Below are 15,654 nucleotides of genomic sequence, written 5' to 3' on the forward strand. Positions count from 1 at the left end.
TGGAAAAGCACTGCGGAGGGCACGATCAGGCTCTTCTGAACTCTCTGGGTTTGGGGTGTCCCGCATTCCAAGCACAGATGCCTGCGATGATTTGTCCTCGAATGAGCGCCAGGCATTCCTGAACAGCGTGTTGGGAGGCAGGAGCCTCGAGGAACGCGGTCACACGGCTCTGGCTGCGTAATCCATGGCCGCCTTCCGCCTCGCGGAAAGCCGGGAGTGATGTGATCGAAAGCAGGTGTCCATTTACAGCGCATGCGCCTGCTGGAGCAGCTTTGCGCAACTGAGCGATCCATGCAACAGGAAGCCGATTGTCAAGATCGCCGACGATTTGGGGATGCCGGACCATTCCCAGTTCAGTCGTACATTCCGGCGAGAATTCGGCATCAGCCCACCGATGCGCGCGAGGCCGCGCAAGCCGGCCTGGTTCCGTCGGCCGCTGACGTGCATCGGGCCGAACGGAACGACATCGTTGGACCTGCTGTCCGTTCTTTGGTCCTTTTCGCCCCCGTTCAGCGGATCCGAGCCATCGAAGCGAAGGCGGCGCGCCAGGTCTCTTGGTCCCGGATCGCGTGGCGGCGGTCGAATGCCTCGAATGAGCCTATTGCGGGAATCCGCCCAGGTGCAGGCAGGTGGCCGAAGCTGCCCTGGCGGCGAGATCAGAGGCGTCGCGCACCGATTGCCCGGTCAAGATGCCGAACATGAAGCCCGCGGCGAAACTGTCTCCGGCGCCGGTTGTATCAAGCGGAATGACCGGCTCAGCGGGGCGCTCGAAGGCCGATCCGGCCCAGAAGATCGAGCTGCCCGCAGCTCCTCTCGTCACGACGGCATTGCGCGCTCCACGAGCCAGGAGATCAGCCGCCTGGACGGCGGCCTGGCCGTGGTCCCCACGGCAGGACGCAAAGACGACGGTCAACCCGTCGACACCGAGATGCCGCGGATCGGCATTGACGGAAACATCTTGCGAGACCGATACACTCGCCCCGGCGAGCCGCCTGCGCAGATCACCGCCGTCGTTGAGCCAACCGATGTGAACGTGGTCCATGCTCAGGAGTTCGCCAAAAGCGGCGGCATCAGGCGCATAACCATCGCACGCGCCAAAATCCTCGAAGTCCATGTGCCGGTCACCGTCCGCATCGACCGAGATAACGGTATGGGAGGTGACCATCGGCCGCTGGACCAGATGGTCCACGCCGACACCGTTGCCGATCAATGCCGAGGCGACCTGACCGCCTTGATCATCCTTGCCGACAGCCCCGTAATAGGAGACTTCCGCGCCGAGCCGCGCCAGTTGCACGGCAACGTTCACCGCATTGCCCCCCACCAGGCGCCGGCCAATGGGTGGCAAGAGGATGTCGATACAGTTGTCGCCGACGGCGGCGATGCGCGGACGGCGCTTAGTAAGCGACACGACGATAGTAGCGCCGGGTTGTCAGCGGATGGTTGCGCAGCACTTCCAGATGGGCCGCGGCGCGTTCGAGCACGGTTGCGAGGAAGGCCGGCGACATCAGGCCGCGAAGCTCCGCCGAGATGTTCCGAGCCGGCAGGCTGGCCGTATCGAGCACAGTGAGGCTGCCGCCGACCTGCGGTACGAAGCGCTCAACGCGGTCGGCCAGAGGTCGCGCCACATCCTCGCCCTTGAGCAGCACCACGCTGACCCCTTTTTCGACGAGTTCGAGCGTACCGTGGAAAAAGTCGGACGCATGAACGGGACGCGTCCTGATCCACTGCATCTCTTCCAGGATGCACATGCCGAAATAGAAGGCTTCGGGCCAGACGTTACCAGCGCCGGTAAAGATGTGGTAGTCGCTCGCAGCCATCGTTCTCGCGAACTCGGCGGCCTGCGGCTCGAAGGCCTCCTTCATGGCCAGCAGGACCTGCGGCATTTGCTTCATCTCGGTCAACAACGCGTCGTAATTATCGAGTTCACCGCGATGCTTCATCACTGCCAGCGCCACGATCAGCGACTGCATGTAAAAGCTTTCGGATGATGTGTCGTCAGCCGCGAAATTGACAAAGACATGGTCGCCGGCCCTGCCCAGCGGCGTATTTGCATGGCCGACGAGGGTCAGGATCGTCGCTCCCTGGCTCTTGGCAAAGTCGAGAAACTCGACGCTCTCCTTTGTGGTGCCCGAGAGCGAAGGCAGGATCACAATCGAACCCTTGGTCAGGTTGACCGAGCTGCCGGCCATGAGTTCCGCGAGATTGTCCGAGAAGACCGGGAACGTACTCTTGCGCCTGAGGAGTTGCACGGCCGGCTGCATGAGGATGGCCGCACCGCCAGCCCCGAGGAAATGAATGTTCGGCGCGCCCGCCTCGATCAGGCGGCCAATGGTCTTCTCGAGTCCATCCGCAAGGGCAACGGCACCCGATTGGATCTTCAGAAAGCGTTCCCTGTCGAAATTCAGCATCGTGGTCCTCGTCCATGTCGGGGTCACAATCATGACCTCGCACACCCATGTTGTCTGACAACATTGATGATCGAGTCTCAATCGCAAGTCAAGAGGACCACACCAAACGACCTGACGTCAGACATCCACGACATTGTGCGCCGGGCCGAAACCTGTCACATCTCGCAATTGTTCGCCAATGAGCGGGAGGGCATGAAATGCTGGAGAACGGACGCACCGGCAAAACGGTGGCGCTACAGCTCAGGGATCAAATACGGGCCCTTATCATGGAGACGGGAGTACGGCCGGGTGGGAAGATCCCGACCGAAGCGGAGATCAAGGAGACCTTCGGTGGCTCAAGGCCGACCATCCGCGAAGCGCTCAAATTGCTTGAACAGGATGGTCTCATCCGCGTGGAGCATGGTCGCGGCCGTTACCTGACCGCGGCCGGTTCGCTACATGTCGACCGACCAATCACCAAATTCGAGAGCATCACACAGATGGCAGGGCATTACGGTTATGCCTTGGAAAACAAGCTCTTATCGATCCAGGAGGAGAAACCGCAGCGCGATATCATGCGCCTTCTCGGCCTCGAGGCAGGCCAGACGATTATCCGCCTTGAGCGCCTGCGGCTGCATGAGCGCGAGCCTGTCGTCTATTGCCTCGATTTCGTGCGCCGCGACGTCGTCAGCGACCGAATCTTCGACGTCGACTGGTCCGGCTCATTGCTGGATGTCCTGGAGGGCTACGGGGCACGGCCCCGTATGTCGTCGGCAATGGTGCGGGCGGAATTGCTGCCGCAGGACGTCATCGAGCGGCACGACCTTCGCGACTTCGGTCCGGCGCTCGTCATCGAGGAAACCACGTTCACGGATTCGGGCCTGTCGGTGAGCCATGCGGTTGATTTCCACAAGGGCAGCCACTTTGCTTTCAGCTTGCTCAGAAAATAGGACCTCGACAAAATAACTTGACAGATGTCTGACAACGAGTTCCATTATGCCTGAGCGCGATCACCGAAATCAGCGCCAGGGGAACAGATTGCATGGATTACACGGCGACAGCTTTGAATCACGACCCGTCGACCCTGGTTGACGCGAAGATCCAAGCGATGCTGCCCGAAGCGATCTCGCTCCTGCGGCGCCTGGTCGCGACCAACAGCATAAATCCGCTATTCCCCGGAATCCGCCGGGAAGACGTGATCGGCGGAGAGACTGCCTGCGGCGCGATGCTTGCCGATCATCTGTCCCGGTTCGGCTTTGCGTCCGAGACCGTTGCTCACGATCCGGAGCGCAAGAACACCGTCATGCGCAAATCAGGTACCGGCGGCGGGCGGTCGCTGTTCATCAACGGCCATGTCGACACGGTCGCGCCGTTCCGGCCATCCGAATGGCTCGACGGCAATCCCTGGTCGGCCACAATCAAGGATGGCCGCCTCTACGGCCTCGGCTCGACCGATATGAAATCCGGCCTCGTCGCCGCAGCACTCGCCGCCTCCGCGCTTGATGCGGCCGGCGTAAGACTGAAGGGCGAACTCCAGATCCATGCGGTCGTCGGCGAAGAAACAATGAGCCACGAGCTTGGCACCTCGTCGGTTCTCGATGCGGGTTTCGGCGGCGACGCCGCGATCGTCGTCGAGCCCACTTCGCAGCCACGGCCGCTTTCGGTGACCGCTGTGTCGGCCGGAAACTTCAACCTGCAGATCGACGTCAAGGGCTACGGCACGCATTCCGGCAATCGCGGTCCTTCGATCCGGGCGGGCGGCGAAGGCAACGCCGCGGGTGTCAATGCCGTCGAAAAGGCGATGCTGGTCGTACAGGCCTTGCAGCAGCTCGAGCAGGAATGGGGCATCACCAAGTCGCACCCCGCCTTTCCAGCCGGCATCTTCTCCATGGTGCCCGGTGTCTTCCACGGCGACGCCGGCGTGCCGAGCGTGGGATATCTCGCCGAATCCGCGACCGTTGGCTACCTCGTCTGGTATCCGCCGAACGAAAGGCCCGCGGCGATCCGTGCCGAGATCGAGAACCACGTGCACCATGCATCGCAGCTCGACAGTTGGCTACGGCATAATCCGCCGGTCTTCCGCTGGGAGAGCCACTGGCCGGTTTTCGATACGTCGACTGACCATCCCCTCATCCAGTCGCTGGTGGCGGATCGCGCCGACGTGCTCGGCGCACTGCCGGCCGGATTGGCGCAGACCCATTCCTTCAACGCCGTTTGCGACGCTTCCTTCATCGCGGAGAAAGGCATCCCGGTTGCCGCCATGGGCCCGGGAGACCTGCGCTGCGCGCATGCGGTGAACGAATTCGTGCAGTTGACCGAAGTCTCCGACTGCGCGCGCATTCTCGCCCGAACGATGATGAGGTGGTGCGGTGTGGCTTGACTGCGAGCGCCCGCATCGAAGGGGCGCATGCTCGCCGCAAGGGTGCCCGGTCGCACGGGGCCTCACGTGTTAATCCGAACAGGAATATCTCCGCATGGTATCTCCGATTCTCGAAGCGCGGGACGTCTACAAGAGCTACGGCCATGTCCGTTCGCTCCAAGGCGCCAGTCTTGAACTCTATCCCGCGGAGATCGTCGCTCTGATCGGGGACAACGGTGCCGGCAAGTCGACGTTGACGAGAGCACTCTCCGGTGTAACGCGGATCGACAGGGGCGAAATCCTCATCGACGGCCAGCCGATCACCTTCCAGTCCCCCCAGGACGCTCGCGAACACGGGATCGAGACCGTCTATCAGGACCTGGCGCTCGCCGTCGACCTGAGCCCGGCAGAGAATATCTACCTGGGACGCGAGATCCCACGTGCCGGGATCCTCGGCAAACTGGGTTTCATGGATCGGCGTGCCATGCTTGGCGAGACGGAGCGGCGTTTCAAGGATCTGGGCGTAAACCTGAAGGACATACGCGGCGCCGTCGCCAATCTGTCGGGCGGTCAGCGCCAAGGCGTCGCGGTGGCGCGCGCGCTGATCTGGGCCAAGCGCGTCGTGTTCATGGACGAACCAACCGCGGCGCTGGGTGTTGCCCAGACGCGCAACGTCCTGAGTCTGATTCAGAGGGTCCGTGACCAGGGCGTTTCGGTCGTCCTCATCAGTCACTCGATGCCTGACGTGCTTGCGGTTTCCGACCGCATCGTCGTCCTGCGGCACGGTGCGACCGTGGCCCAGTTCAATCGCGGCGAAGCCAAGTCCGACGATCTCGTGGCCGCGATGACCGGCTCGTTGCAGATGGAAGGACTGGCGCAGTGACGGTCATCGAACGCCGCAAGGAGACTTCCGTATCCATGGATCCCACAGCGCCAGAAGGAAATTCGGTTCTTCGCCGCATCATGGTCGATCGACCGGAAATGATGATCATCATCGCCCTCGTCATCATCGTGGGCTTTTTCGTCGCCGTGCGGCCGGATGCCTTCCTGAGTGGCATCAATATCCGCAACATGGCGATCGAGTCAGCCATGATGATGTTCCTTGCGGTGGGCATGACCTACGTCATCATAACCGCCGGCATCGACCTCTCGGTCGGCTCCGTTCTGGTACTGTCCGGCGTATGCGCGGTGATGGTCATGCGCGCTGTCGGCGTGGATCATCCGCTAGCGCCCTGGATCGGGCTTGCCGCGGCAATGGCCTGCGGGACGCTCTGGGGGCTGGTGAACGGCTTTTTCGTCGCCAAGACCAAGCTCTCCCCGCTGATCGTCACGCTTGCAAGCATGGGCATCACGCTCGGCCTCGCGCGGTTGCTTTCGGGCGGCGTCGACATCACAGGCGTGCCGCGCTCGCTCGTCAATTCCGTCGGCATCGGCAGGGTAATGGGCGTACCGGTGATCTTTCTGATATCGGCCGCTTTCGCGGTCCTGGCAGGCGTCATTCTCCACGGTACGCGGTTCGGCCTGCATACTTTCGCCATTGGCTCCAACCCGCAGGCGGCCGAGCGCGCCGGCATCAACGTCACGCGTCATTTGATCGTCGTCTACGCGATCTCAGGCTTTTGCGCAGGCTTGGCCGGTTACTTGACGCTTTCGCGTTTCGCCTCGACGACCATCGCCGGACATTCGATGGACAATCTCAAAGCGATCACGGCGGTCGTACTTGGCGGCGCAAGCCTCTTCGGCGGCGTCGGAACAATGTTCGGCACCTCGATCGGCGTCCTGATCCCCGTCGTTCTGGCCTCCGGGCTGGTCATCGTCGGTCTCCCGAGTTTCTGGCAGGAAGTGGCCGTTGGCATCGTCCTGCTTGCCGCTGTCCTCGTCGATCAGTGGAGGCGCAACAGCCGCAGTCGATAAGGCACGAGACCTCCCTGCGGTGTGCAAGTCCGGATCCGGCTCCTGCCCGCGCGCAACGGCAAGAAGAAGCACCAAGAGGCGGAAGCAACCTGCCCCCAATCCAACATCCAGATGGAGATCACAATGAAATTGCCTCGGTTGGGAATGGCGATAGCCGTGATGGCGATGCTCGCCGGCCAGTCACATGCACAGGAGGTTCGTCCAAAGGTCGAACTCGTTCTCGGTATCCAGATCGGCTTCCACGAAGCCATTGCCTGCGGTGCCCGGGCTGCCGCGGAAAAGTTCGGCGCGGACATCAAGATCCAGGCCGCCAAGAATTACGGTCCGGCAGACCAGGTGCCGCTTCTGAACTCGGTTCTGGCCCGCAAGCCCGACTTCATCGTGCTCGACCCGACCAACCGCACGTCGCTTGTCGCGCCGCTGATGGACGTCGTGAGCCAGGGCGTGAAGGTGATCGCCATCGACACCACGCTCGACGACACCTCGATGCTGACCGCGCGCATCGGCACGGACAATGTCGAAGTGGGCCGCCAGCTCGCCCGCGCGCTTGCCCAGCAGATCGGTGACAAGAATGGCAAGGTCGTAATGGTGGGGTCGAGCCCCGGAATCTCGACGGTCGACCAGCGTATCCAGGGGTTCGGGGAAGAGATCGCGAAATTCAAGAACATCACCTTCCTCGGCACCCAATATGCCGGCAACGAGGTGTCGCAGGCGCAGAACATGTTCTCGTCGCTGCTCTCGGCCAATCCGGATCTGGTCGGTGTCGCCTCCCCTTCCGAGAACCCCACGATGGGCGTTGCCGGCGCCATCCGCAATGCCGGCGTGGCGGACACCGTTTCTCTTGCTGGCGTCGACGCCAGCGAAGCCGAGATCGAGCTTCTCAAGGAGGGTGTGATCGACGCACTGGTCATACAGCAACCCTATGCGATGGGATATCAGGCTGTCGAAGACGCCGTAAAAGTCGCCAACGGCGGCGCGGTGGAGAAGGAAGCCGCCACCGGTGCGATCATTGGAACCAAGGCCAATATCGATACGCCTGAAGTCTCCAAGTACCTCTACAAGGGCAGTTGCATCTGAGCTGGCGGTAACATCATCGGTGCCCCCGGGTGAACGCTGTCATCCCGGGGGCAACAGCGGCCACATACAGGAACACGCATCCGACATGAGCAACGTGCTTGGAATAGACATTGGTGGAACGTTCACCGATCTGATCCTCATGCGAGAGGATGGAGCGGTGGTGGAGAAAGTCCCGAGCACGCCCGCCAATCCAGCTCAAGCCATCGTCAACGGCCTGCAGGTCCTCAAATCGCGGCACGGCGTCGATCTGTCGTCGCTCAGTCTGTTCTGCCATGGCTCGACGGTGGCGACGAACGCGCTGCTGGAAGGTAAATTGCCGGCGACGGCGCTGGTGGTCACCAAGGGCTTCCGGGACGTTCTCGAGATCGGCTCGATGATGCGGCCGTCGTTGTTCGATCTGAGGGCGCAGAAGCCAGTTCCGATCGTGCGACGCGAGCTCGTCTTCGAAGTGGAGGAGCGGATCGGCCGTGCGGGCGACATCGACACGCCCCTGACGAAGGAAGCGATCGACGCGCTGATCGAGAAGCTCCGCTCGGTATCGGTGCGCTCGGTCGCCATCTGCCTGCTATTCAGCTTCCGCAATGATCGGCACGAACGCGTGCTCGCCAAGGCCATCCGTGCCGCGCTTCCGGATGTATCGGTCATGGTAAGCGCCGACGTCGCGCCCGAGATCAATGAATACCCGCGCGCCTCGACCACCGCGATCAGCGCCACGCTCGAACCGCTGGTGGCACGCTACATCGAAGAGATGAGTCGAGGCGTTGTCGCCGAGGGGCTCACGGCACCGGTCTATGTCATGCAGAGCTCGGGCGGCGTGATGACAGCGGAGGAAACGGCGGCCAACGCGCATCGCATGATCCTGTCAGGCCCAGCGGCCGGCGTCCTGGCTGCCCAGCGGCTGGCCGAGGCGACGCCTTACGCCAACATGATCACATTCGATATGGGCGGCACCTCGACCGACATATGCCTCATCAAGGATGCCCGCGCCGAGCTCGAACGCGAATCCGTGTTCGAGGGCAGGCCGCTGCGTGTGCCCCAGTTCGCGATCCACACGATCGGCGCTGGCGGAGGCTCGATTGCCCGGGTCGACGCCGCCGGCATGCTCAAGGTCGGGCCCGAAAGCTCAGGCGCCATCCCCGGGCCAGTCTGCTATGGCCGTGGCGGAACGCAGCCGACGGTGACCGACGCGCATGCCGTGCTCGGACGCATAGATCCGTCGAGCTTCCTGGGTGGCGAAATGACGCTGGATGTCGCTGCGGCGCGCAGGGCTGTAGACGAGCACGTTGCGAAGCCGCTTGGCCTCGGCATCGAGGAGGCTGCCCAGGGCATTCTGGACATTGCCGACGCCGCAATGGCGCGCGGTGTTCGGGTGGTCAGCGTCAACAAGGGCCATGATCCGCGCGACTTCTCGCTGATGCCGTTCGGCGGGGCCGGCGCCATGCATGCGCTCACCGTTGGTGCGCTGGTCGAGGTCGGGCGCGTGGTCGTTCCGCAACGAGCGGGGATCTTCTCCGCAGTCGGGCTAGCCAGTTCCGACGTCAAATACGATTTCATCCGCGTGGTCGAGAAGCCGCTGGATGCAATGCGGCCGACCGAATTCGACGACGTCTACGCGCCGATGAATGCGCAAGCGGTCGACAGGCTGAACCGCAGGATGCCTTCCGGTGCGACCATCGACCTCGTCAAGACCGCGCAGCTTCGATACATGCGCCAAGACAACAAGGTCGAGATCAGGCTGCCCACCGGAGAGTTTTCGGCCGAAGCCCTGGATAGGTTGGCCGCCGATTTCCATGACGCTCACCTGTTCCAGTTTGGACACAACAATCCGGAAGGCAGGATCGAAGTCGTCTCGCTGTCATTGGAAGCCTTCGGCCGGATGGGCCATGCGCGGGCCGAGCCGATCGGACCGACGCCCGCTCGCCAACCAACCGAAGCACAGTCCTTCCGCCGGGTCTACTTCAAGGAAACCGGCTGGAGCGAGGTGGCGGTCTACAACCGAAGTGAATTCCGGCCTGGCGCGTCGTTCGAAGGCCCGGCCATCATCGAGGAACGCGAGGCGACGGTGATCGTCACGCCGGGCGTCGCCGGTCATGTCGATGGTGGTGGCAACATCGTTCTCGAACGCGCCCCGGCCAAGGTGGAAGCATGAAGCACGATCCGATAACGACCGAAGTCGTCCGCCATGCCCTCGAGACCATTGCCGAGGAGATGGGCACAGCCATGCGCCGCACGGCGATGAGCGTGGTCATCAAGGACCTGCGGGACTACTCCTGCGCCGTGTTTGACTCGCGGGGACGCCTGCTGGCTTGCGCACTGGACATTCCCGGCCTCATGGCCGCCATGGCGCCGGCGCTTCAGGCAACGCTTGCGAAGTGGGGCGATGATGTCGTCGAAGGCGACGTGTTCATCACCAACCATCCCTATATGGGTTGCGCACATACATCCGATATCAACATCTTCGTCCCCGTCTTCGGCTCCGACGGCGGCCTGGTGGGGTTCACGGGCGCCATCGCGCATCACGCAGATTGGGGTGGTCGCGTGCCGGGCACGGCCGCCTATGACAGCCGGTCGCTCTATCAGGAAGGCGTCGTGCTGCCCGCGCTCAAACTGTTCGAGGCCGGCCAGCCGATACAGGCGATCTTCGATATTATACACCAGAACGTACGTCATCCTGATCAGAACATGGGCGATCTGCGCGCCCAGCTTGCGTCAGCGCGAGCTGGGCGGGATCGCTTTGTCCAGCTGAGCAAGACCTACGGCCCGAGGGAGTTGCGGGCAATCCTTTCCGGCCTGATCGACTACACCGCCAAGCGCGTGCGCGCCGAGCTTACCAGCTTGCCCAACGGCACATGGACCGCCGAAGGCGCAATCGACGACAATGGCATCACGCCGGGCGCGCGCGTCCGCTATGTCGTCGATGTCACGCTCGAGGAGGATGGCATCACCTTCGACTTTTCGCGCGGCGACAAGCAGATGCCCGGCGGCATGAACATTCCCTGGGCGTCGCTCCGCTCCGCCGTGCAGTATGCGTTGACCTGCATCCTGCCGGACGACATTCCGGTCAATGAAGGCGTCATGGACGCCGTCACGATCGTTGCGCCGGTGGGAGGGGCGGTGAACCCGGCGCATCCGGCGGCGGTGGGAGACCGGCATATCGCCTGCGAACGGCTCTGTGACGTGTTGGTCAATGCAATGGGCCAGATCGCTCCGGAGCGCGGCTCGGCGGGCTGGTGCGTCGGCTTCCCCGTCTTCATCTGCGAAAGCGTCTCTCCCAAGACCGGCGACAGCGCGGTGCTGCTCGGCATCATTGCCGGGGGTGCCGGCGCCGCGACTGATCGCGACGGGGCAAGCGGCATGGATGTCCATCTATCCAATTGCGCGATCATTCCGGCCGAAAGCATCGAGAGCAACTACACCCTGCGGATCGACCGCTATGAATTGATCCAGGACAGCGGTGGGGCCGGGCAGTTCCGCGGCGGCCTCGGAATCCGGGCCGATTACCGAAACATCTCCGGCAAGGCGATGGACGTGCAGACCGAGGTCGAACAAAGTGCGGCCGACTCGCCGCCGTGGCCTCTGGCCGAAGGTCGGCCGGGCACGAACTGTTCGGTCTGGATGATCGCGGACGGCAAGGAAGAGGCGCTGCCCTCCAAAGGCTACTTCTCGATCCCGCCCGGCGGCACCGTCTCCATGCGCGGCGGTGGCGGCGGGGGTAGCGGCGATCCACGCGGCCGCCCCATCGAGACTGTTTTGGCCGACCTGCGCGCCGGCTTCATCAGCGCCGACGCGGCAAGCAGCCTCTACGGCGTAGATCCGGCGACCGGCGCGAGGGCCTGATACGGATGGACCAGGCGCGCCAGCCTAGCAGTGCGTTCGGAAAGCCATATTGGCAAGAAGGTGTCGCCTTGCCGGCGATGCCTGCCACGGATCCACCCAAGAGCGCCGATCTCGTCGTCGTCGGTGCCGGCTACACCGGGCTCAACGCCGCGCTCGCCGCGGCCAAGGCCGGGCTCGATGTCGTCGTGCTCGACCGCGAGCATCCGGGTTCTGCCGCGAGCGGACGCAATGGCGGTCATATTTCGACATCCATGAAACCAGGCCTGGCGGAACTGTCGGCCAGGATCGGCGAGACACAGGCCCGGCAGGTTCTGGGCATCGGCTTCTCCGCCGTACGCTATCTAAACCAGTTGATCGCCCAGGAGGGCATCGACTGCCATCTGGAAACCTGCGGTCATTTCACCGGGGCACATAAGCCGTCGGCAATGACGGGCCTCGCGGCATGGGCCGAAGAACAACAGTCGCTCGGCAACCCGGTGGAGCTCGTCCGCAAGCAAGATCAACGCAGCTATTGCGGCACCGATCATTTCCATGGCGGGGTGTTCATGCCCGCCTGGCAATCTCTGCACCCGGGACGCTACGTCGCCGGCTTGACCGAACGCGTGATGGCGACTGGCGCACGGATCCATGGGGCGCAGGAGGTCGTTTCGCTAGCTCAATCGGCCAGCGGCGTGCAGGTCGGCCTTGCAGGCGGGGCGGCCATCCGTGCCCGCTCGGTCATCGTTGCGACCAATGCGCAAACAGGCCCCGCCACCCCACGCTTGCGTCGCCAGATCATTCCGATCGCCTCGGTCCAGATCGCGACCGAGGCCCTCGACAAGGCGCTGGTTGCCGAACTTCATCCACGCCGCGCCATGAGCTACGACAGCCGCAGGCTGGTCACCTATACACGCCCCTCCCCCGACGGAACGCGAGTGCTGGTCGGCAGCCGGGTCCGTTTCAGACCAGGCGACCCCGAGGCTTCGCGGCACAAGATGCACGCGCGCATGGAACGCTTCTTTCCCGAGCTTCGCGGGGTCCGCAGCCAATATCTGTGGGGAGGGCTGGTGGGCTACACCTTCGATCATCTGCCGCATATCGGCAGCGACGGCGCGGTCCATCATGCGATGGGATATTGCGGCACCGGCGTGGCGATGGCCAGCTATTTCGGCAATGTGCTCGGCCGCCGGGCCGCTGGTGAAGGTAACGAGACGCTGACGCCGCTCGATGGCATGCCATTTGCGTCGGCGCCGTTTTACCGCGGCCGACCCTGGTTCCTACCCTTTGCCTTCGCTTGGTACGCGTTCAAGGACCGTTTTGGATGACATCGCTGGCAATCCCCCTCGACGATCTGCCAAGTCAGGAGGATCTGCCTTTCCAACTGATACTCGAAGGTGGCGAAGTCTGGCAGCGGGGACACCGCCTGGTCGATCGCACGCTCGCAGATTCGGGTCGCGTCACGGCGGGAAGCTGGCTCAGCGGATGTTTTGCTACAAAACCCTTTGCGTTTGGCGGCTGCGAGTGGCTGACCGTGCTGCGCGGCCGGATCGTGTTTGAACTCGACGAAGCAACGCACGAGATCGGCCCTGGCACGTCGGCCTTGGTACCGCGCGGCCTGCCTTGCCGCTGGATCCAGCCCGAACCCGTATTGAAGTGCTTCCTGCGCTGGGACCACGAAGGTGACGATCAGCCGGCCGAGTTCTGGTCATCGCTCATGCCTGGTTCCCATGCCAGACGCGGTTGCATATCAGCTTGCGCAAGGGGAGCTTGTTGGCAAGGCGCCGGGCACTGCGTGCAACTCGACGTCAAGGAACTGTTCAGGCCGATCATCATGACGGCGTACACCTAGCTATTGAAAAACACGGCGCCGTTGACGTCCAGTATCGCGCCTGAAACATAGCTACTGCCGGCGCCAAGCAGGGCATCACGATCCTCCAAGGCACAGGCGGAGGCCGACGAGGCCGTGCAGGCGCAGCAGACACGGCGTGGAGCAGCAGTCACCGTGGTGGACAAGGTCTTCAACGCCGCCAGCGGTACGTTCGGAGTTCGATTGGAACTTCCCAATCCCGATGACCAAATTCCGGTAGGTCAGAGATGCCAGGTCGATTTTGACGTGCAGTCGCAGGCAACCGTCTCGCCCTGATTGCCGTTTCGCGGGGGGTGGTGGTTCCCGTCGCAATGGTGCCGCGGGTCATCGAAGACTCGAAGAAGCACCACGATTGGGAAGAGTTCTCGCGCGAGAAGCTCCTGCAGGGCGTGCAGCTGCAACGCTATTATCCGCTGCATGACGATGCCCGCGCAGAGTACGAGGCGTGGCGCAGCGCAAAGCGCCAACACAACCAGCCAGCGTATGGATCACCAGCGCGGCTTGACCAGAGCTTTGTGCACTTGGAGCGGTGCAACTTCAAACCAGGGTGGTGAACCGCTCCAAGTACTTTCTGCCTGGACTATCTTTAGTTATGCCGGATTTCCGTGCCGAGCACTTTCAGGCATTCCCGGATGAAGGCTGCCAAGGCCGTCCAGCCTTTGGCCGAAACCATCGTCCCGTCGACATAAGCCTCCGTCGGAGACAGGTCGATGTAGGTGCCGCCGGCGAGTGTGACTTCCGGCTCGCAAGCCCCCAATGCGCCAACCTTCTTGCCGCGCACGACGCCATCGACTGCAATGAGAATTTGAACGCCATGGCAGATCGTGAAGATAGGCTTTTGGGCTTCATGGAAATGACGCACGATCGCCTGAACGCGCTTGTCGGTGCGGATATACTCAGGGCCACGACCGCCGGCGCAATAGACCGCGTGGTATTGGTCGAGCTGCTTCTCAGCGTCGGAAAACGTCTTGTTGATCAGCGCGTAGTGGCCGAGCTTTTCGGTATAGGTCTGGTCGCCCTCGAAATCGTGCAGCGAGGTCTTGATCACGTCTCCGGCGTTCTTGTCCGGGCACACGACGTGGACCGTGTGACCCACGGCTTCCATCGCCTGCTGATAGACGAAGATTTCGTATTCTTCGGTGAACTCACCGGTCAGCATCAGTATCTTTTTGCCTGGCATGGCTCTTCCTCTCGGTTTTGGCTCGGCAAGGCGCAGATCGCGCCTTGCCTTTCTGGGAATCGGATCGGATCAGAATGGCGAGTCGGGGAAATAGTATTCCTTGGCATTGGCCTGGGTGATCAGCGGCGCATCGAGCTTGACGGTGCCGCGGACAGGTGCCTGGCCGATTAGATTGGCAACGGTCATGTAGATCGCTGTCTTGATCATCGACGGCGGATATGGGGTCTCGACTGGTGTCATCGCGTCGCCATCGATCACCTTCTTGACGATGTCCTTCATGCCATTGCCACCGAGGGCCAGCTTGATATCGGTCCGGCCCGATTGCTTCACGGCCTCGAGCACGCCAAGCAGCATGTCGTCGTCATTGGCCCAGACCGCATCGATATGCGGATACTTGGCCAGGTAGTCCTGCATCAGCTTGAAGGCCTCGTCGCTGTTCCAATGCGCGTACTGGATGTCCAGCACCTTCAGTCCGGTGCCCTTGATCGTGTCCTCAAAGCCCTTGATGCGCTCGTCATCGATGACCGTCGGAATGCCGCGCAGCACCACGAGATCGCCCTTGCCACCCAGCTTGTCGATCATGAACTTCGCGGTATTGGAGCCCACCGCGATGTTGTCGCCGGCGAGATACAGGTCCTGGATCGAGGAATCGGTCAGGCCCCGGTCGACGACGGTGATGAAGGTTCCCGCGTCCTTGATGGCCTTGACGGGCTGGGTCAGTTCTTCCGAACTGTATGGCAGGATGACCAAGGCATCCAGTTTGCGGCTGGCGGACAGATCCTCGAGCGCGCTGACCTGCTCGGCGGCCGATGGCGAAGTCTTGACGACTACTTCCACGCCCGGGAAAGCCGCGTTGATTTCCTTGGCGGCCTGCTGGGCATGATAGACGACGCCCGCGGTCCAGCCATGGTCGGCCGCCGGTATCGACACCGCGACGACCTTCTTGTCCTGTGCCATGGCGTGTCCGGCCAGCAGCAGCGAGCCAAGGGCGGCCGCCGCGATCCATTTTCTACTCAACATTCTCTTCTCCCATTGGACCTACAAAAACTTGGCT

At 62.6% G+C, this 15,654-nt stretch carries 13 protein-coding genes and 2 pseudogenes; 11 read left to right on the forward strand and 4 right to left on the reverse strand.

Annotated elements, in window-relative coordinates; all coding sequences use genetic code 11:
* Positions 1 to 235: 235 nt before the first annotated feature.
* Positions 236 to 343 (forward strand): annotated as a pseudogene (locus EB231_RS35740) (hypothetical protein); the annotation flags it as partial.
* Positions 344 to 598: 255 nt separating this feature from the next.
* Here EB231_RS35740 and EB231_RS28700 read toward each other — a convergent pair.
* Positions 599 to 1,408 (reverse strand): PfkB family carbohydrate kinase, encoded by an 810-nt coding sequence (locus tag EB231_RS28700; RefSeq protein WP_172351778.1) that lies wholly within the window; start codon positions 1,406 to 1,408, stop codon positions 599 to 601.
* Positions 1,395 to 2,408 (reverse strand): SIS domain-containing protein, encoded by a 1,014-nt coding sequence (locus tag EB231_RS28705; RefSeq protein WP_172351779.1) that lies wholly within the window; start codon positions 2,406 to 2,408, stop codon positions 1,395 to 1,397. Before EB231_RS28705 ends, EB231_RS28700 begins: the two co-directional genes overlap by 14 nt.
* Before the next feature lie 197 nt (positions 2,409 to 2,605).
* On the opposite strand from EB231_RS28705, the gene EB231_RS28710 reads away from it, so the two are divergent.
* The 10 genes and pseudogenes from EB231_RS28710 to EB231_RS28755 form a co-directional block, all read left to right on the forward strand.
* Positions 2,606 to 3,337, forward strand: coding sequence for a GntR family transcriptional regulator (locus EB231_RS28710; RefSeq protein WP_172351780.1), 732 nt, complete (start codon positions 2,606 to 2,608; stop codon positions 3,335 to 3,337).
* A 158-nt stretch (positions 3,338 to 3,495) separates the two neighbouring features.
* On the forward strand, positions 3,496 to 4,767 hold the full coding sequence (locus EB231_RS28715) for a M20 family metallopeptidase (RefSeq protein ID WP_246740745.1): 1,272 nt from the start codon (positions 3,496 to 3,498) through the stop codon (positions 4,765 to 4,767).
* A gap of 94 nt (positions 4,768 to 4,861) precedes the next feature.
* Positions 4,862 to 5,629: an ATP-binding cassette domain-containing protein gene (locus EB231_RS28720; protein ID WP_172351782.1), complete on the forward strand. Its 768-nt coding sequence runs from the start codon at positions 4,862 to 4,864 to the stop codon at positions 5,627 to 5,629.
* A 35-nt stretch (positions 5,630 to 5,664) separates the two neighbouring features.
* Positions 5,665 to 6,660, forward strand: a complete 996-nt coding sequence (locus EB231_RS28725; protein WP_172351783.1) for an ABC transporter permease — start codon at positions 5,665 to 5,667, stop codon at positions 6,658 to 6,660.
* A gap of 123 nt (positions 6,661 to 6,783) precedes the next feature.
* Positions 6,784 to 7,737, forward strand: coding sequence for an ABC transporter substrate-binding protein (locus tag EB231_RS28730; RefSeq protein ID WP_172351784.1), 954 nt, complete (start codon positions 6,784 to 6,786; stop codon positions 7,735 to 7,737).
* Between the two features lie 85 nt (positions 7,738 to 7,822).
* Positions 7,823 to 9,886, forward strand: a complete 2,064-nt coding sequence (locus tag EB231_RS28735; RefSeq protein WP_172351785.1) for a hydantoinase/oxoprolinase family protein — start codon at positions 7,823 to 7,825, stop codon at positions 9,884 to 9,886.
* Positions 9,883 to 11,574, forward strand: coding sequence for a hydantoinase B/oxoprolinase family protein (locus tag EB231_RS28740; RefSeq protein ID WP_172351786.1), 1,692 nt, complete (start codon positions 9,883 to 9,885; stop codon positions 11,572 to 11,574). The genes EB231_RS28735 and EB231_RS28740 overlap by 4 nt, the downstream gene beginning before the upstream one ends.
* Before the next feature lie 77 nt (positions 11,575 to 11,651).
* Complete coding sequence (locus EB231_RS28745; protein WP_246741035.1) at positions 11,652 to 12,878, forward strand: NAD(P)/FAD-dependent oxidoreductase; 1,227 nt, start codon at positions 11,652 to 11,654, stop codon at positions 12,876 to 12,878.
* Entirely contained in the window at positions 12,875 to 13,402 is a 528-nt protein-coding gene (locus EB231_RS28750; protein WP_172351788.1) for a cupin domain-containing protein, read from the forward strand. The genes EB231_RS28745 and EB231_RS28750 overlap by 4 nt, the downstream gene beginning before the upstream one ends.
* Before the next feature lie 302 nt (positions 13,403 to 13,704).
* Positions 13,705 to 13,893, forward strand: a pseudogene (locus EB231_RS28755) (ribonuclease activity regulator RraA); the annotation flags it as partial.
* A gap of 113 nt (positions 13,894 to 14,006) precedes the next feature.
* On the opposite strand, the gene EB231_RS28760 reads toward EB231_RS28755, so the two are convergent.
* The gene (locus EB231_RS28760) at positions 14,007 to 14,600 is read right to left on the reverse strand and encodes a DJ-1/PfpI family protein (protein ID WP_056565099.1); all 594 of its coding nucleotides are present in this window, start codon (positions 14,598 to 14,600) and stop codon (positions 14,007 to 14,009) included.
* Positions 14,601 to 14,669: 69 nt separating this feature from the next.
* Complete coding sequence (locus EB231_RS28765; protein WP_172351789.1) at positions 14,670 to 15,620, reverse strand: substrate-binding domain-containing protein; 951 nt, start codon at positions 15,618 to 15,620, stop codon at positions 14,670 to 14,672.
* Between the last annotated feature and the right edge of the window lie 34 nt (positions 15,621 to 15,654).

It is taken from the genome of Mesorhizobium sp. NZP2298 (assembly GCF_013170825.1).
Classification (GTDB): domain Bacteria; phylum Pseudomonadota; class Alphaproteobacteria; order Rhizobiales; family Rhizobiaceae; genus Mesorhizobium.